Below are 16,564 nucleotides of genomic sequence, written 5' to 3'. Positions count from 1 at the left end.
GGCCAGCCCAGGTCGCGCGAGGCCAGCGCGATCTCGGCCTCGGCGACGACACACCGCGCCCGCGCCAGCGCCTCTTTCGGGCCGAAGGCACGCGCCGCACTTCGCACCAGCGCCTTGGCTCGAACCAGATCGCCGAGCTGCGCCATCGCGATACCTCGCAACGCGAGCGCCGGCGCATCGTCGCGCAAGGCGACCCGGTTCAGTGCACCAAGGGGATCACCCGCCGCCAGCGCACGCGCCGCGGCCGTGATCAGCGAGTCCATATCAATCGCGCCACACTTGTCACTCCCACCGTCCGATGCCCGCTGTTTAGTCTATCTCACGACCACCCACCAACACGTCGTATCGAGAATTGAACGAACGACAAAGGGAGCTAAGAATGATGACCAGACACATGACCGGGACACGTGAACAATGGCTGGCAGCGCGACTCGAGCTGCTCCAGGCGGAGAAGGCGCTGACGCGTCGCAGCGACGAACTGGCGCGGCAACGTCAAGCGCTGCCGTGGGTTCGGGTCGACAAGGCGTACCGATTCGACACCGATGAAGGCAGTGCCTCGCTGGCCGACCTCTTCAGAGGGCGCTCGCAGCTTCTCATCTACCACTTCATGTTCGGGCCCGACTACAAGGCCGGCTGCCCGTCCTGCTCGGCGATCGCGGACGGGTTCGACGGCTTCGTCGTCCACCTGGCGAACCACGACGTCACACTGGCGGCGGTATCGCGGGCGCCGCTCGCAAAGTTGCAGGCGTACAAGCGGCGGATGGGCTGGACCTTTCCCTGGGCGTCCGCGCCCGACAGCGACTTCACCTTTGACTTCAACGTCTCGTTCAGCGAGGCGCAACAGCGCGAAGGGCTCATCGAATACAACTACCAGCGCGGCGGCCACGCCATGGACGCCACACAAGTCCCGGAACCCGTCGCCCGGTTCGCCGCCACCTGCGGAACCGATGCCTCCACCTACTCGCGCGACAGACCGGGCATGAGCGCGTTTGTGCTCGAGGACGGCGTGGTTTACCACACCTATTCAACCTATGCGCGTGGACTGGATGGCCTGTGGGGCATGTACCAGTGGCTCGACCGTGCACCCAAGGGGCGCAATGAGACGGGGCCTTGGTGGCTCAGGCATGACGAGTACGACAATGGCTGATCTGAAGTTATCCGTACTTCACCCACGCCACTGGCCACGTCATTGTCCGTCAGCCCACCCCGGATGCCGTCCAAACGCCTCGAACAGTTCAAAAATGGTCGCCTTGACCTTTTGCACTGCATTGCTCTGCACGGCCGTGTCAGGCCAGCACAGAGATAGATCACGAGTGAACAGCCTGTGATCGATCCTGGCCAGCTTGAGCTTATGCTGATCAAGTTCAACATGGGCGGCCGCCCAAGGCAGGATCGTGACACCCAGCTTTGCCAGAACGGCTGCGAACAACAAGTCCGTGGAGTTGGCTTCGAACTCAACCTCACAGTGCAGACCAGCCTGCTGCAGTGCCGATTCGACTCGACTGCGAATCGTGTTCGGTGCACAGGGCAGAACCAGCGGCATCTTCGCCAAGGCATCGATCGTCACAGGCTCGTCCGGTATCGAAAACTCCGGCCACGCAACCAGATACAGCGTTTCGGTCAGCAGCCGCCGCGAGGCCACACCACGGGTCTGGACCGCATCGACAATCACCGCGAGAGCAACCCGCCCAACCGTGATCAGGCCTCCCAGGTCAGCGCTCGGTGCATCGATCAATTCCAGCTTGATACCCGGATAGCGACTGCGGATCGTGCGAGCCAGCGGAATCGCCAACATCCGGGCCGTACTCGACGGCATGCCGACCGACACCTTTCCTTGCGGAAATTCGGCGTCCTGACGGAGCAGTTCACGGGTGCCGTCGGCCTGGCGCAGCAGCTCGATGGCGTGCCGGTACAGCGTCTGGCCAGCCGCAGTGGGCACCACGCCCTGCACGCTGCGCTCGAGCAATTGCATGTCCATATCCCGTTCCAGATTGCGCATCTGCTGGCTGATCGCGGGCTGCGCGATATGCAGCGCTTCACTGGCGCGGGTGATATTGCCGCACTCAACCACCTTGACGAAATACCGCAACTGGCGAAGGTCCATGGGAGAGCGTCCAAAGAATCTGACTCTATATAAAAATCCGATGGGACCAAAGAAATTTCATATTTGATACTTATGATATGCGCTGCCTAGACTGATTTCACAATAAACGAAGCGCTGACGGTCGCAACGGCCTCGCAACGCTTCTATAGGCCTGATCAAGGTCAATGGGAGATCTTAATGTTTAGAGCATTAACAGCATCGGCAACTAGCGTGAAGCCCATCAAAACGCCTCTGACCCGCGAGCAGATTCGCGGTTTCTGGGCGGTCTACCTGGGATGGGTTCTGGATGGCGTGGATTCGGTGATCTTCGCCCTGGTTTTGATTCCCGCCCTGACCGAGCTGCTGCCCAACTCGGGCATTACCCCAACCCCCGCCAACATCGCCATGTACGGCTCTGTGATGTTCGGGCTATTTCTGATCGGTTGGGGCCTGTCGTTCATCTGGGGCCCCCTCGCCGACCGCTTCGGCCGGGTCAAGACGCTGGCCGCAAGCATTCTGGTCTACTCGCTCTTTACCGGAGCGGCGGCTTTCTCGGACAACATTTGGCAGTTGGCCATTTTTCGGCTGATTGCCGGGATCGGTGTCGGTGGCGAGTGGGCACTGGCCGGTACCTATGTGGCGGAGAGCTGGCCGGAAGACCGGCGCAAGATGGGTGCGGGCTATCTGCAAACCGGCTACTACCTGGGCTTTTTCATTGCCGCGTTGCTGAACTACACCGTTGGCGCAACCTATGGCTGGCGCGTAATGTTCCTGTGCGGCCTCGCCCCGGCGGTCGTTGCGATCTATACCGCGTTGAAGGTCAAAGAACCCGACCAGATACGCAACGCTGCGCATAACGTCGCACGTCCCCACTCGCCCACTGCTTCGGCGCGTGCGCCCTGGTGGGAAATCTTCGCACCGGCGTTTCGGCGCCGCACGCTGACCAGCTCTGCCCTGGTCGGGGTCGCCATTGTCGGTTTGTGGGCTGGCTCGGTTTACGAAGCGACGGCCGTCGTGACACTGGCGACGCGCGCCGGTATCGACCACGTCGGGGCGGTGCATCTGGCGTCGATTGGCGCGGCGGTGCTGTCGCTCAGCACGATCCTGGGGTGCCTGGTGGCGCCATGGCTGGCCGAACGACTGGGGCGACGGGTTGCGCTGGGCACTTACTTTGCCGGTATGGCCGCGTCGATCGTCTTCGCGTTCGGCTGGGTGTTCTACATGGACGATGGCCTGCATCTGTTCATGGTGTCGTTGGTGTTCCTCGGTTTCTTCGGCGGCAACTTCGCGATTTTCTCGCTCTGGTTGCCCGAGCAGTATCCGACCCGGATACGCGCTACGGCATTCGCCTTCAACGCATCGGTCGGCCGCTTCATCGGCGCCGGCGTCAACTTCCTGCTGGCCGCTGCAATCCACTGGTATGGCTCGATAGGCGCCCCGATCGCCTGGACGGCCGCCGCCTTCGTGCTGGGTGTGCTGATCCTGCCGTTTGCCGTTGAAACCCGGGATCAGACGTTGCCGCAATAAAACAGCGCCGCTCAAATATTGACTGGAGAACTGTATGCAAGCTTTGCAAGGCGTGAAGATCATCGACCTGAGCCGTGCGCTGTCGGGGCCGTTCTGCACCATGGTGCTGGCGGACCTGGGTGCCGATGTGATCAAGATCGAGCCCGGCCCGACCGGCGACATGAGCCGGACCTGGGGCCCGTTCGACCGGGGCGTGAGCACCTACTATCTATCGTGCAATCGCAATAAGCGCGGTCTGTGCATCGACTTCCGCAATCCCCAGGGGCTGGCCACGATCCAGCGGCTGATCGATGATGCCGACGTGGTGATCGAGAACTTCAAACCCGGTACCCTCGAGAGCATGGGGCTCAGCTATGACGTGCTCAGCGCAGGCAATCCGCGGCTGGTCATGGGCAGCATCAACGCCTTCGGCACCGATGGGCCGATGAGCAGCTGGCCGGGTTTCGACCAGATCGCTCAGGGCTACTCGGGGCTGATGAGCCTGACCGGTTTCGTCGATGGCGACCCGACCCGCACCGGCACGGCCATCGGTGACCTGACCTCGGGCATGTGGCTGGTGACGGCGGTATTGGCCGCCCTGCTGGAGCGCGAACGCACCGGGCACGGCCAGCACGTCAGCACCTCGTTGCTGGCCAGCCTGGTCGGCTTGTTAAGTGTGCACGGTCAACGCTACCTCAGCCTGGGCGATGTCCCCCGCCGCACGGGCAACGCCCATTCAGTCATTGCGCCTTACGGCGTGTTCCAGACGCAGGACGGACCGCTCAATCTGGCGCCGATTACCTCGGCCATGTGGGGACGTTTATGTGTGCTGCTCGATTTACCCACGCTGCCGGACGACCCGCGCTTCGCGACCAATGAAGCCCGGGTCGCGCGGCGTGACGAGTTGAAAGCGATCCTGGAAAGCCGTTTAAAAACCCGCAGCAAACGAGCGTGGACCGAACTGTTCATCGAGGCAGGCTTACCCGCAGGCCCGATCAACACACTTGACGAAGTGTTCGGCGACCCGCAGGTGCTGCATAGCCAACTGACCAAAACACTCATGCATCCAGAACTTGGCGCATTGCGTCAGGTGGTGACACCCGTATTCAGCGCCAATGACGCAGCAGAACCTGCGCCTGGCGTCAGCCAGCGCCCACCGCCCCTCCTTGGCGAGCACACCGTCGAGGTGCTGCGCGAGGCGGGTTTCGATACAGCGTCGATCAATGCGCTTCTGAGCGCGAAGGTTGTGTACCAGGACTCAAACGATTCGCCAGTAATGGCTTCCGGACAATCAACAGGAACAGCACAATGACCCCGACGCAAACCTCTTCCGCCACCGTGACTGTCAACATTGTCGATGAACAAATCGGGCGATTGGTCTTCAGTAACCCCACACACCGCAACGCACTCAGCGCGCAACTACTGGCGGCCTTCGACGAAGGTCTTGCCGCACTGGCCTCACAACGCATACCGGTCGTTGTTCTGGGCAGCGATGTGGGGCAGGCAGTCTGGAGCGCCGGCCATGACATTCGCGAACTGGAACATGACCGCGACCCGATTGCCTACGGCAAGCCACTCGAACACCTGTTGCGCCGCATACGCGCCTACCCCGGCGTGGTGATTGCCATGGTATCCGGCTCGGTGTGGGGAGGCGCGGTCGACCTGGTGATGAGTTGCGACCTGGTCGTCGCCGATCACAGCGCGAGCTTTGCGATGACCCCGGCAAACATCGGCTTGCCTTACACCACCAGCGGGCTGCTGCGCTTCTTCAACAACCTGCCGATTCACGTGTTGAAGGAAATGTTTTTCTGCGCGCAGAAGCTCGATGCAGAGCGCGCCGAACGCTTCGGTGTGGTGAACAGGCTGGTCGACAGCGACGCGCTGGAGGCGACTGCGCTTGAACTGGCACGCACGATTGCTGGCAAAGCGCCGCTGGCGATTGCGGCGGTCAAGGAGCAGTTGCGCATCCTCGAAGACCTGCAACCGATGCCCGTCCAGGCAATGGAGCAGATCGCCGAACTGCGCCGACAGGCGTGCCAAAGCGGCGACTTTGATGAGGGCCTGGCAGCATTTGCTGCGCGCCGACCAGCAGTATTTAGCGGTAGGTAGGACGCGATGGAGTAGACGATCAGTCTGGTGAAAGGCGCACCTCCCACGGTTGATTCCTGATAAAAACCGCAAAACCCACAGCCACAAAATCCCGCTGACCATTACCGGCTCAGCGGGATTTTTAATGGGCAATTCCAATGGATCGGGCTCCTGTAAAGCTCGCGGTCACCGAGATGACAGGACGTAATCGCGTGATGTGCTCCGCCACGCTTTTGCCCAACCTGTTGTGATCTTGCTAAAAAACGAGCCCTGCCCAGACAGCGGCGTAATGCCACCTATACTAGAAGCACTACAAGCGACCGACCCTTGGTGCCTGCACTACCGACAAGAACAAGCAGAGGTGGAAAATGGTCTGGCAGCAAATCTACGATCCCTTCGGTAACCCGGCGCTATCGACCATCATGGCGGCAGTGCCGGTGGTGGTGATGCTGACATCCCTGGCGTTTTTCCATATCAAGGCACATCTGGCGGCATTGCTTGCCCTTGGCTCGGCCTTGCTGATCGCGATCTTCGCCTTCGGCATGCCAGCAGGCATGGCCGGCTCGGCCGCGCTCTTCGGTGCCGCCAACGGCCTGCTGCCGATTGGCTGGATCGTGCTCAACATCATCTTCCTGCATCGGCTTACCACCGAGAACGGCTCGTTCAAGGTGCTGCAAGATTCCCTGGCGCGCATCACCGACGATCGCCGCCTGCAATTGCTGCTGATTGCCTTCTGCTTCGGTGCTTTTTTCGAAGGGGCTGCCGGTTTCGGCACGCCAGTGGCGGTAACCGGGGCCATTCTGATCGGGCTGGGCTTCTCTCCCCTGGCCGCGTCTGGTCTGGCGTTGATCGCCAATACCGCGCCCGTGGCTTTCGGCGCCCTGGGCACGCCCATCATCACCTTGGCCAAGGTGACCGGGCTGGATGAAATGGAGCTGTCGATGATGGTCGGCAGGCAATTGCCGTTTTTCTCGGTGATCGTGCCGTTCTGGTTGATCTGGGCCTTCGCCGGCTGGCGCAAGATGCTGGAAATCTGGCCGGCGATCCTGGTCGCCGGGGTGAGCTTCGCTGTGCCGCAGTTCATCGTTTCCAACTACCACGGCCCCATGCTGGTGGACGTGGTCGCCGCACTGATTTCCATGGCCTGCCTGACGGCTTTCCTCAAGGTCTGGAAGCCAGCCCATGTGCACACCTCCGCGGCCCTGTCGGGGCGAACCGACAACTCCCGAATCGATGCCGCCGAGGACGAAAAACCCGTGGCCAGCGCGACCTTTGCCAGCGATGCCCGGCCCGCCGTCATGCGTGCGTGGATGCCCTGGATCATCCTCACGATCTTCGTCTTCGCCTGGGGCACCCAGGGCTTCAAAAACATGTTCGATACCCGTCCGGCCATGGACCCGCAAACCAACGCGGCCAGGCTCGATCCCCAGGGCAAGCCGATGCGCGAGGCGAACCCGATCTTCGCGCCAGCCCTGACCTTCACCACCCTGCATCTGCAGATCGAGAAGGTTCCGCCCGTGGTGCCCCAGCCTAAAACCGAGGAAGCGATCTACAAATTCACCTGGTTCACCAGCACCGGCAGCGGCATCTTGCTGGCGGCAGTCCTCGGCGGGCTGCTGATGGGCTACTCCATCCCCCAACTGCTGCGCCATTACCTGCGAACCCTGTGGGTGGTGCGCTATTCGCTCACTACGATAGTGGCCATGCTCGCCTTGGGTTTCCTCACCCGCTACTCAGGCCTGGATGCCACCATGGGCCTGGCCTTTGCCGCAACCGGCACCTTCTACCCCATGTTCGGCACCCTCCTGGGCTGGCTGGGCGTTGCCTTGACCGGCTCAGACACTGCATCCAATGTGCTGTTCGGCGGCTTGCAACGGGTGACCTCCGAGCAATTGGGGTTCAACCCGGTGTTGATGGCCGCCGCCAACAGTTCCGGCGGGGTCATGGGCAAGATGGTCGACGCCCAGTCGATCGTGGTGGCGTCCACCGCGACCCGCTGGTACGGCCATGAAGGGGAAATCCTGCGTTACGTCTTTTTCCACTCCATCGTTCTGGCCATGCTGGTCGGCGGCCTGGTCACCTTGCAGGCGTATGTGGCGCCCTTCAGCCATATGGTCGTGGGCGGCCATTGATCGACGCGGCCCGGGTTTGCGTTGGCGGCACCTTGACCGCCAAATGGAGCCTACTCTCGCGTCAGCTTTTCAAACCACAGCGAATGTTCGGGGAACAGCTCGCTGAGCTTTTGCTGAGTGCCCAACTCCATATCCGCAAAATCAAACCCTGGTAAAACCGCTTCACTGATCAGGCCGTAGGCAGCCGCCCCGGCCATAAGCTGCGAAGCTTTCCAGACGCCGCCAGGCACGTGCAGTTGCAAGCACTGCCCGGCTGTCACGTCGCTGCCCATCACCACGGTTTTCAATGTGCCGTCCGGGAAGATGAGGATGTACTGAATCGCGTCTCCCAGATGGTAGTAGTGCACGATGTCGGATTGGTTCAGGTGAAAATGACCAATGGGGGAGCCCTTGGTCAGCAGGTAGTAGATGGAGGTCATCAAGTAACGCCGGCCACCATCGGTCTCGATCATGGCGTGCCGATCAGCCTGAAAGGTTCTGCGGTAGTAACCACCTTCCAGGTGTGGTTCCAGGTCGAGTGCCGCGACCACTTCTTCAGCGCTGGGAGTGTGTCTATCAAGTACGCTATCAGTCATGCTGCAGGCCATCATTCATTGGAGTGCGGTCCACAATAGCATCCAGCATTCTGTGCGGCGCCAACGCACAAGAACAATGCATGCCCGTTTACAGATACCAGCGGTATTCGCGCGCACTGATCTCCTGCATAAAGGCCAGATGGTCCTGGCGCTTGTTCTCGCAGTAGACATCAATAAACTCTGCCCCCAAACCCTCGCGCAGCTGTGCCTGGTGCTGCATGGCGCGCACTGCTTCGAGCATTTCCAGGGGGAATGCGATACCACTGCTGCGGTCTTCATTGAGTGATGTGATCGGCTCCCGACCGGCTTCCAGGCCCTGCTCCAGACCAACCAGAATCGCCGCCAGAACGAGATAAGGGTTGGCATCAGCACCGGCCAGGCGATGCTCGATCCGCAGGTTTTTCGAATCTGAGTCAGGAATCCGCACACAGGCATCGCGATCCTCAAAACCCCAGCTGGCTGTTGTCGCCGCGTTCACCGTGCCGCCCAGACGGCGAAAAGCATTCTGGTTCGGCGCGAAGATCGGCATGCAATGCGGTAGCAGCTCCAGACAACCGGCGACCGCATGACGCAGCGCCTGCTGTTGGTTAGCCGCCAGCAGGTTTTTACCTGCCGCGTCGTAGAGGCTGACATGGACGTGCATGCCGCTGCCCGGGTGCTGCAAGTAAGGCTTGGCCATGAAGCTGGCGCGGTAACCGTGCTTGAGAGCGACGCCACGAGTGCTGCGGCAAAACAGCGCTGCCCAGTCGGCGGCACGCAGGCCGTCATCGAGGTGAGCAAAATTGATCTCGAACTGTCCCGGCCCGAGTTCGGCAGTGATCACCGTGGTATCGATGCCTTGGGCCCGCGCCGCCTCGACCATTTCATCGAGCACCGGGGAAAAGCGCGACAGCCGCTCGATGTGCATATTCGGCTGGTCATCGGCATCGTCCGTCAGCAGATCGCGGGGGAACTGTGGCTGGCCATCGCGCAGCTGTTTATCGAACAGATAGAACTCCAGCTCGAACGCCACCACCGGATGAATACCTTTATTCCCTAACCGCTCCAACACCCGCGCCAGGACTTCGCGTGGCTCGAAGACGATCGGCTTTTGAGTACCATCCGAGGTAATCAGCATCTGCCCCAGCGGCTGCGTTTCCCAGCTCACCGGTTTGAGCGTACCGGGCACCAGGCGACGCAGTGCGTCCGGGTCGCCATCGTTAAAGCAGTAGTCGCCGATTTTGAACAGTCCGCCCTGAACGCCCAGTAACACACAGTTCTGCGGCAGTTTCAGCGCGCTACCAGCCGCAACCTTCTCGAGCATCTCTACCGGATAACGCTTGCCGTAAAAATGCCCGGGAATATCCAGGGAAATCAGGTCGACATAACGCACCTTGGGATAGCAATGGCGAAAAGCACGAACCTCAGCCAGCAGATCAGAGCAGGTAGCATCCATCATTGTTGTTCCTTTTATTTTTATCAGGTGTAAACCCAAAGCACTCGCGTGAGCTGGTCTGTGAGGTTGCCGTAGCGACACCGGGTGTGGCTGGCCAGTTGAAAACTGTCTCCGGCATACAAGGTCACCGGCGCGTCGTCATCGTCCAGCCACAGCGTCAACTCCCCCTCCAGGACATAGCCACCCTGCTCCGAGCTGTCGCTCAAGTGCCGCTCGCCACTGCTGGCACCGGCCTCCAGTTGGCTTTCGAGCATGGAGAAGGAGGCCCTCATCTTCGGCGAGACCAAAATATCGGTAATCCCGTTGGCGTAATACAGCGTGCGTCGCTCATCCGGCCGGGTAACCCAAGGCAACTCCTTGGGTTTTGGCAAACTGTAAAAATAGGTGGTCGGTACCCCAAGGGTTTCGCTGATCGCCGTCAAGTCCGCCACGGTGGGCCGTGACAAGCCACGCTCGACTTGCGAGAGAAAACCGACGGAGCGGCCGATTTTGTCTGCCAGCTCCTTGAGGGTGTATTTCTTGTGCTTGCGTAGATCGTGAATAAGGATCGCTAAGGCGGCGATTTCTTCTTGCTTGTTCATGCCAGAGCTCCAAAAGATTGCTCATCAAATACTGTCGCGCAGTCGATACCAGGCCTTGCCGATGGCCTCCAATGGTGCTGCCAGGTATTTACCGCCGGGAAAGCGGCCATTGCTCAAACCTTGGTACAAGGCCAGGTCATCCGGCTGACCGAGAATCGCCTCGGACACCGCGCGAGCACCGGCCAGCGTCGGCAGTACACCATGCCCGGAGTAGCCCTGTAGCCAGTAGAGGTCACCACGCCGGCCGATGTGGGGGGTGCGCTTGAGGGTAAGGTCGATATGCCCTCCCCAGGCAAACTCCAGCTTGACGTCCTTAAGCTGCGGGAATACCCGCTGCAGATAAGGCCGGGTCGCTGCGGCGATGTCCTTTGGCATCCCTCCCAGATAAGTGCAGCCACCACCGAACAGCAGGCGGTTATCCGGTGTGCGACGAAAATAGTCGAGGACGAACTGGTTATCGGTGACGCAGACATTACTCGGTAGCAGCGCCGTGGCCTGCTCCGCGGTCAGCGGCGCGGTGGCTACCTGGTAGGTACCTACCGGCAACACGCAACTGGCCAGCTTCGGATCAAGTCGATCGAGATAGGCATTGCACGCCAGCACCAGCACATTCGCCCGAATGCGTCCGCGTTCGGTGGTCACCACATACTGATTGCCTTCTTCGCGGTAGCTCAACGCTTTGCTCTGCTCGTGGATGCAGCCGCCCGCACGCTCTATGGCCGCGGCCAGACCGAGGGCCAATTTGAGCGGATTCAGATGCCCGCCTTCGGGGTCGAACAGGCCTGCCTGATAACGCTCGCTGGCCACCCATTGCGATAGCTGCGCACGGGGAATGAATCGCAAGCCATCGTGCCCCCACTTGTGGCTGGCCTCGCGCTGCCACTCAGTCAGGATGCTTACCCGCCGCGGCATGACCGACGTCCACAGATGGCCGGCCCGGTAATCGCAATCGAAGTCATGGCGCGCGGGTAACTCACGCAACTCCTGCGCAGCCCAGCGCATGCTGTCCCACAACCGCCGTGCTCGTTCGTAGCCAAGCGCAGCCTCCAACGGTGGCATATCACACGACCACCCGAGAATCGCTTGACCTCCATTGCGCCCCGAAGCCGCCCAGGCAACCCGGCTGGCTTCCAACAACGTCACACGCTTGCCCGCCAAGGCCAGGCGCAAGGCTGTGTGCAGGCCACTGAAGCCGGCACCGATGATCAGCACCTCGGTGTTTTGTTCGCCTTCCAGAGCGGCTCGAGTCAATAGGCGATCCGCGCAACTGTGGGCGTAATAGCTGGCAACGTGCTGTGTGGATTGCTGAAACATAGGGACGCCCATGAAATTATGCTTTTATAATTTCATGAAAAATTACATCATAAATTTCACCAGCGCAACACACCACCCATCGGCTCAAGCATTGACTCTGCACCCGAAACACCAAATATCCGGGGCGGGATTTTCACCTCTAGCCCCGTGGCCAGTGGCAAAGTCCGGTGATTATTTGATGCAGAACCACTATTGAACTCATCTACACTTAAAAACCCGTGGGAACGCAAATCCCGGTCAAGGCCTTTGCAGACGTCTGCACCGCCCAGCCACTCCAGCCAGCCGAGGCGCAGCATTCATGAATCATCGTTACACCCGCACGGCGATTGCGCTCCACTGGCTGATGGCTCTGGGGCTGATCGGCACCTTCGCGCTCGGTTTCTACATGCCGGAACTGCCGATTTCACCGATCAAGCTGAAACTGTACTCATGGCACAAATGGGCTGGTATAACCCTGTTCCTCCTGGTATGGATACGGCTCGCCTGGCGCCTGACCCATCCGGCACCGCCCCTACCGACGACGATACCGGCCGTGTCGCGTCTTGCCTCCCATGCCATGCATTGGCTGCTGTATGCACTGATGCTCGCGATTCCGCTCAGCGGCTGGTTGATGGACTCGGCGAAAGGCTTCCAGACCGTGTGGTTTGGCCTACTGCCACTGCCCGATCTGCTGCCCAGGGACGCCGCGCTGGGTGACCGCCTGAAGGATGTGCATGAGGCGCTGAACTTCATTTTGCTTGGCCTGGTGATTGCCCATACAGTCGCCGCGCTGAAGCACCACTTCATTGATCGCGACGATGTGCTCACGCGCATACTGCCGCTCAGGAACAAAGGCTGACCCACGGCACTTCAATCCATTACGCTCACGCCCCGGCCGGAGAGTCCCATGAGTTATCGATTCCTGCGTTCTGCCGCGCTGACCGTCGCACTCTCGCTCAGCGCCTTGACCTGCGCCCACGCGGTTCAATACAAGCAGGTGAACGCGGCTGCCAGCCAGATTGCCTTCACCTACATCCAGATGGGCGCAAGGGTGTACGGCAGTTTCGGCAAGTTCGACGCCAAGATCGATTTTGATTCGGCGAACCCCGCAGCGGCCCACGCCGAGCTCACCATCCAGCTCGCCAGCATCGACGCCGGCACCCGTGACGCCAACACCGAACTGCAAAAACCCGCCTGGTTCAACACCGCCGCGTTTCCCGTGGCCAGGTTTGAATCGAACGCAGTGAAGGCGCTCGACAACAACCGCTACGAGGTCACCGGCAAGCTCGCGATCAAGGGCCGCACTCGCGACGTCAGCGCGCTGATCATTTTGAAGCCGCAGAACGCCATCGGCGTATTCGATGGCGAATTCATCCTCAAGCGCGCCGATTTCAATATCGGTGAAGGCGAATGGGCCAATTTCGGAATCATTTCCAATGATATCCATATCAAATTCCGCGTGGTCGCTCCCGCGCAGTAACTGCAAAAGGTCCAGCATTCGATGGGTCAGTCCACTGAAGCACCGTCGAGCCAGCGTTAACACCGACTTATTGATTTGCCACGTCCAAAATAACGGTTTCTTCACGGCCCCTCGGGCAAGCTTTATGCGCCTTGAAAAACCACCAGAGTGCAAAGCACCTTGCCCGCTCAGAGCCAAAGGCAGGGGGCGATCGAGGTGACAAGGCTTTCGCCGCCATCAATATTTTGTCTATAAGTGAAATCGCCTAATGGAAGAACTGAATCGTTCACTGTTTCTGATCATCAATGCGAGTGCACACCCCTCGCCAGGCGCACTGATCATGGCGAATGTCCTGGCACAATGGCTGATCTATGGTGTTCCCCTGTTACTGGCCGGGCTCTGGCTTTGGGGCGGGCGAGAGAGCAGAACCGTCGCATTGGCTGGCGTACTGAGTACAGTGTTCGCACTGGGTTGCAACGTGTCGATCGGCGTCTTCTGGACACACCCACGACCCTTCATGATTGAGTTGGGTCACACATTCCTGGCACATCAAGCGGAAACCTCCTTTCCCAGCGATCATGCCGTTGTGTTCTTCGCCTTGGGTCTGGCCTTCATGCGGGGCTCCTTGCGCAAGGCCGGGGCTCTGCTCGTGCTGTTCGGCATAGCGGTTGGATGGGCTCGTGTTTACCTGGGTGTGCATTTTCCGTTCGACATCGTCGGAGCCCTCGCGGTGGCATTCGTCAGCAACTGGATCGTAGCGCTGGCACTGAGCTTCGAAACCTTGCGCGCGCGTCTGCTCGATGGGCTGGAAAATCTGTACCGGCGCCTGTTCGCATTGCCGATCTCCAAGGGATGGGTTCATGCGTGACATTCATCTGTGCCTCCCGGGCTTTCGACCTCATAGGGCCAGAAGTCTCTGTGGGCCAGGGAATGGAGCTGTGTCCAGCCTGTCGTTGTGTGAGTGCTGGTTGACGAACACCTGATGATCCTGCCGGGAGATGCCGCATGACGCTGACACAAGCAGTCGCCGAATATGGTTACCTGGCGGTATTTATCGGTGCAGTCATGGAAGGTGAAACCATTCTGATTCTGGCGGGTTTCGCCGCACACCAAGGGTATTTATCTTTCCTTTTGGTGGCTGTTATCGCCATGTGCGGTGGGGCAATGACCGATCAGGCTCTGTTTTTTGTTGGTCGCCGGTATGGCGGCTTATTGTTGCAACGCTTCCCGCAATTTGATCCAAACGCACAGCGGGTCTATCGCTTGCTGCTGCGCTATCAAACCGGACTGATCATCGGCGTGCGTTTCATGTATGGATTGCGCATTGCAGGCCCCTTGGCCATTGGCATGAGTGGAGTACCCGCCTGGCGTTTCATGCTGTTGAACTGGATAGGGGCTGCGATTTGGGCACCACTGATTGCCGGAGTCGGTTACCTGTTTGGCCAGTCTCTGGAATGGCTGTTCGCCGATATCAAGCGTTATGAGGAAGCCACACTACTGCTGATCATCGGCGTGGCATTGGTACTTGGCCTGATACGTCACCTGCGTCGACATCATTGAGCATTCTGATACCCAAGCTGCGATATGAAAACCGGCCACGGCAACCGCCGCACCATCGACCACAGCCTGTCGCGAATTTTAAGGGTCCAGTAACCCACCGGCCCAGTTCTGCGACTGCCGACTCCCCGTGAACTTGGCGACCACCGCGCCTTGGGGGATCAATCGATCGCGATAGCGAGTCACCATCCGCCCTGACTGGGCAGCCTGCAGCACCACCTCCGACGCCGGGTCGCCTGGCCTGCCGAGGATCCTGGCGAAGCGTTCACCTTCTTCAAGGTAATCGCCCAGCGCCCTCTCGAAAATCAGTACGCCGGCCTGCGGAGCGAAGATCGACTCCATGCAGCCGATATCCACCGCCTCGCCCTGCCACTCCTCCAGCGGCACATGCTCATCAATGACGCCGCAAGCACAGAGCCAGGCGTAGAGCCCGGCGGCGTCTTGCTCTGCCAACAGATCGTTGACGTCGGCCTGCCCCCGCAGCTCGATGGTCGCGGCCAGCCGCTGAGCGCCTCCGGCCCCTCGCAGCCAGGGCGAGATAATGGTTTCTTCGAAGGAGCCGTCGCCACCTTCGTCCCAGAGAATTGCCACGTCGACCTTCAGCGCTGCCGCCAGCTCACGACCTCGGGGCCAGAAACTGCGGTGGATATAGAGGTAAGGCAGCGCTTCATCATCGGTGTGCAGGTCGAGCATCAGGTCGGCATCGGCCGCCAATTGCGCCAGGCATTTTTGCCAATGCCCCAGATTGGTCGCGGGTCGAGTCAGGGCCAGCGATTGATCAAACAGCCGATTGAAATTCTGCCCCGTGGCCTCATGAATACGGCCGAGAATCCGGCCCTGACGAAATTGCCCGATGCCGAACGGATTGGCCTGCGGCACCACCGTCACGCTGCCCTTGAGCAGCCCCTGATCCTGGGCCGACTGTAGCCGGGGCAACAACAGGTGCAGCACCAGCATGCCGGCGATTTCGTCGGCATGCACCCCGGCCTGGAGGTGTACGTTCGGCCCGCTGCCATCACCGTCGAAACGCCATGCGCCAATGCGCAGCGTTTCACCGGAATCACCCTGAACGCTCAAGGAAACATCTTGCGCCATACACTCCCCTCCTTTGCCGATGCCTTGCAGCGAACGGTCGACCTTCGACGAACTCATCCCATTGACCTGCGCAATGGTGTGCCCCGCCGCTCGGCGATGGTGAACACGGCCTCGATCAGGAAGGTCAGGCAGACATAAACACCCGCCACCAACAGCAATGGCTGAAATACCTGAAAGGTCTGGGCCCGGACCACATTGGCCGCGCCCAATAAATCGACCACTGCAATGGTCGAGGCCAATGCGGTCGACTTCATCAACATCACGCTTTCACCCGCCAGGGTTGGCAATAACAGGCGCATCGCGCGCGGCAGGCGGACCCGAAGCAACGCCTGACGCGCGGTCATACCGAACGCCGAAGCCGCTTCCATTTCCCCCTTGGGCACCGCCATCAGCCCGCCGCGAATGACTTCACCGACATAAGCGCCGACCGACAGCACCAACGCAAACACGATGTACCAGTAACCCTCCCGCAGAAACGGCCAGAGAACGCTACCGCGCAGCGCCGGAAACTGTGCGAAAAGACTGCCCAGCCCGTAGTAGAAGATGTAAATCTGGATCAGCAACGGCGTACCGCGAATCACACTGGTGTAGGCCAGGCTGCATCTGGCAATCAGTTTGCGCCGCGACAATCGGGCCAGCGCCGTGAGCACCGCCAGCCCAAAACCCAACACGCTGGAAATCAACAAAATCGAGATTGTCGTCTGCAAGCCTCGGCCTATCAACGCCGCATAATCGAACATCCACACTGGAATCATCGCGT

17 protein-coding genes and 1 pseudogene are annotated in these 16,564 nt (G+C 60.2%); 9 read left to right on the top strand and 9 right to left on the bottom strand.

Features of this window, described 5'->3' with window-relative positions:
• A pseudogene (locus AC07VR_RS17170) lies at nucleotides 1–263 on the bottom strand (helix-turn-helix domain-containing protein); the annotation flags it as partial.
• Nucleotides 264–382: 119 nt separating this feature from the next.
• Between AC07VR_RS17170 and AC07VR_RS17165 the strand changes: the two are divergent.
• The gene (locus AC07VR_RS17165) at nucleotides 383–1,147 is read left to right on the top strand and encodes a DUF899 domain-containing protein (protein ID WP_494991729.1); all 765 of its coding nucleotides are present in this window, start codon (nucleotides 383–385) and stop codon (nucleotides 1,145–1,147) included.
• Nucleotides 1,148–1,186: 39 nt separating this feature from the next.
• On the opposite strand, the gene AC07VR_RS17160 is transcribed toward AC07VR_RS17165, so the two are convergent.
• Nucleotides 1,187–2,104 (bottom strand): LysR substrate-binding domain-containing protein, encoded by a 918-nt coding sequence (locus AC07VR_RS17160; RefSeq protein WP_494991568.1) that lies wholly within the window; start codon nucleotides 2,102–2,104, stop codon nucleotides 1,187–1,189.
• Nucleotides 2,105–2,314: 210 nt separating this feature from the next.
• On the opposite strand from AC07VR_RS17160, the gene AC07VR_RS17155 reads away from it, so the two are divergent.
• From AC07VR_RS17155 to AC07VR_RS17140, 4 genes are all read left to right on the top strand, one after another.
• Nucleotides 2,315–3,610, top strand: coding sequence for an MFS transporter (locus AC07VR_RS17155; RefSeq protein ID WP_495011938.1), 1,296 nt, complete (start codon nucleotides 2,315–2,317; stop codon nucleotides 3,608–3,610).
• 34 nt (nucleotides 3,611–3,644) lie between these two features.
• The gene (locus tag AC07VR_RS17150; RefSeq protein ID WP_495011937.1) at nucleotides 3,645–4,901 is read left to right on the top strand and encodes a CaiB/BaiF CoA transferase family protein; all 1,257 of its coding nucleotides are present in this window, start codon (nucleotides 3,645–3,647) and stop codon (nucleotides 4,899–4,901) included.
• Nucleotides 4,898–5,698 (top strand): methylmalonyl-CoA decarboxylase, encoded by an 801-nt coding sequence (gene scpB / locus AC07VR_RS17145; RefSeq protein WP_495011936.1) that lies wholly within the window; start codon nucleotides 4,898–4,900, stop codon nucleotides 5,696–5,698. The genes AC07VR_RS17150 and scpB overlap by 4 nt, the downstream gene beginning before the upstream one ends.
• 347 nt (nucleotides 5,699–6,045) lie before the next feature.
• Entirely contained in the window at nucleotides 6,046–7,809 is a 1,764-nt protein-coding gene (locus tag AC07VR_RS17140; RefSeq protein WP_495011935.1) for an L-lactate permease, read from the top strand.
• 50 nt (nucleotides 7,810–7,859) lie between these two features.
• On the opposite strand, the gene AC07VR_RS17135 is transcribed toward AC07VR_RS17140, so the two are convergent.
• From AC07VR_RS17135 to AC07VR_RS17115, 5 genes are all read right to left on the bottom strand, one after another.
• Nucleotides 7,860–8,384, bottom strand: coding sequence for a cupin domain-containing protein (locus tag AC07VR_RS17135; protein WP_495011934.1), 525 nt, complete (start codon nucleotides 8,382–8,384; stop codon nucleotides 7,860–7,862).
• A gap of 88 nt (nucleotides 8,385–8,472) precedes the next feature.
• Nucleotides 8,473–9,819 (bottom strand): glutamine synthetase family protein, encoded by a 1,347-nt coding sequence (locus tag AC07VR_RS17130; RefSeq protein ID WP_495011944.1) that lies wholly within the window; start codon nucleotides 9,817–9,819, stop codon nucleotides 8,473–8,475.
• Nucleotides 9,820–9,842: 23 nt separating this feature from the next.
• Nucleotides 9,843–10,400 (bottom strand): helix-turn-helix domain-containing protein, encoded by a 558-nt coding sequence (locus AC07VR_RS17125; protein ID WP_494991562.1) that lies wholly within the window; start codon nucleotides 10,398–10,400, stop codon nucleotides 9,843–9,845.
• Nucleotides 10,401–10,424: 24 nt separating this feature from the next.
• Entirely contained in the window at nucleotides 10,425–11,714 is a 1,290-nt protein-coding gene (locus AC07VR_RS17120) for an NAD(P)/FAD-dependent oxidoreductase (protein ID WP_495011933.1), read from the bottom strand.
• 56 nt (nucleotides 11,715–11,770) lie between these two features.
• The gene (locus AC07VR_RS17115; RefSeq protein WP_495011932.1) at nucleotides 11,771–12,010 is read right to left on the bottom strand and encodes a hypothetical protein; all 240 of its coding nucleotides are present in this window, start codon (nucleotides 12,008–12,010) and stop codon (nucleotides 11,771–11,773) included.
• A 2-nt stretch (nucleotides 12,011–12,012) separates the two neighbouring features.
• On the opposite strand from AC07VR_RS17115, the gene AC07VR_RS17110 reads away from it, so the two are divergent.
• From AC07VR_RS17110 to AC07VR_RS17095, 4 genes are all read left to right on the top strand, one after another.
• A complete protein-coding gene (locus tag AC07VR_RS17110) occupies nucleotides 12,013–12,552 on the top strand; it encodes a cytochrome b (protein ID WP_494991560.1) in 540 nt (179 codons plus the stop codon).
• 48 nt (nucleotides 12,553–12,600) lie between these two features.
• Nucleotides 12,601–13,173, top strand: coding sequence for a YceI family protein (locus AC07VR_RS17105; protein ID WP_495011931.1), 573 nt, complete (start codon nucleotides 12,601–12,603; stop codon nucleotides 13,171–13,173).
• 247 nt (nucleotides 13,174–13,420) lie between these two features.
• Complete coding sequence (locus AC07VR_RS17100) at nucleotides 13,421–14,020, top strand: phosphatase PAP2 family protein (RefSeq protein ID WP_495011930.1); 600 nt, start codon at nucleotides 13,421–13,423, stop codon at nucleotides 14,018–14,020.
• A gap of 137 nt (nucleotides 14,021–14,157) precedes the next feature.
• The gene (locus tag AC07VR_RS17095) at nucleotides 14,158–14,712 is read left to right on the top strand and encodes a DedA family protein (protein ID WP_495011929.1); all 555 of its coding nucleotides are present in this window, start codon (nucleotides 14,158–14,160) and stop codon (nucleotides 14,710–14,712) included.
• Nucleotides 14,713–14,790: 78 nt separating this feature from the next.
• On the opposite strand, the gene AC07VR_RS17090 is transcribed toward AC07VR_RS17095, so the two are convergent.
• Nucleotides 14,791–15,804 (bottom strand): M14 family metallopeptidase, encoded by a 1,014-nt coding sequence (locus AC07VR_RS17090; RefSeq protein WP_495011943.1) that lies wholly within the window; start codon nucleotides 15,802–15,804, stop codon nucleotides 14,791–14,793.
• A gap of 53 nt (nucleotides 15,805–15,857) precedes the next feature.
• Nucleotides 15,858–16,559 carry an ABC transporter permease gene (locus tag AC07VR_RS17085; protein ID WP_494991727.1) on the bottom strand — a complete coding sequence of 234 codons (702 nt, stop codon included), beginning with the start codon at nucleotides 16,557–16,559 and terminating at the stop codon, nucleotides 15,858–15,860.
• Nucleotides 16,560–16,564 lie beyond the last annotated feature (5 nt).

The sequence above is a fragment of the Pseudomonas sp. GW821-FHT02H09 genome (assembly GCF_059421425.1).
This window is presented reverse-complemented; position numbering and strand designations above follow the sequence as displayed.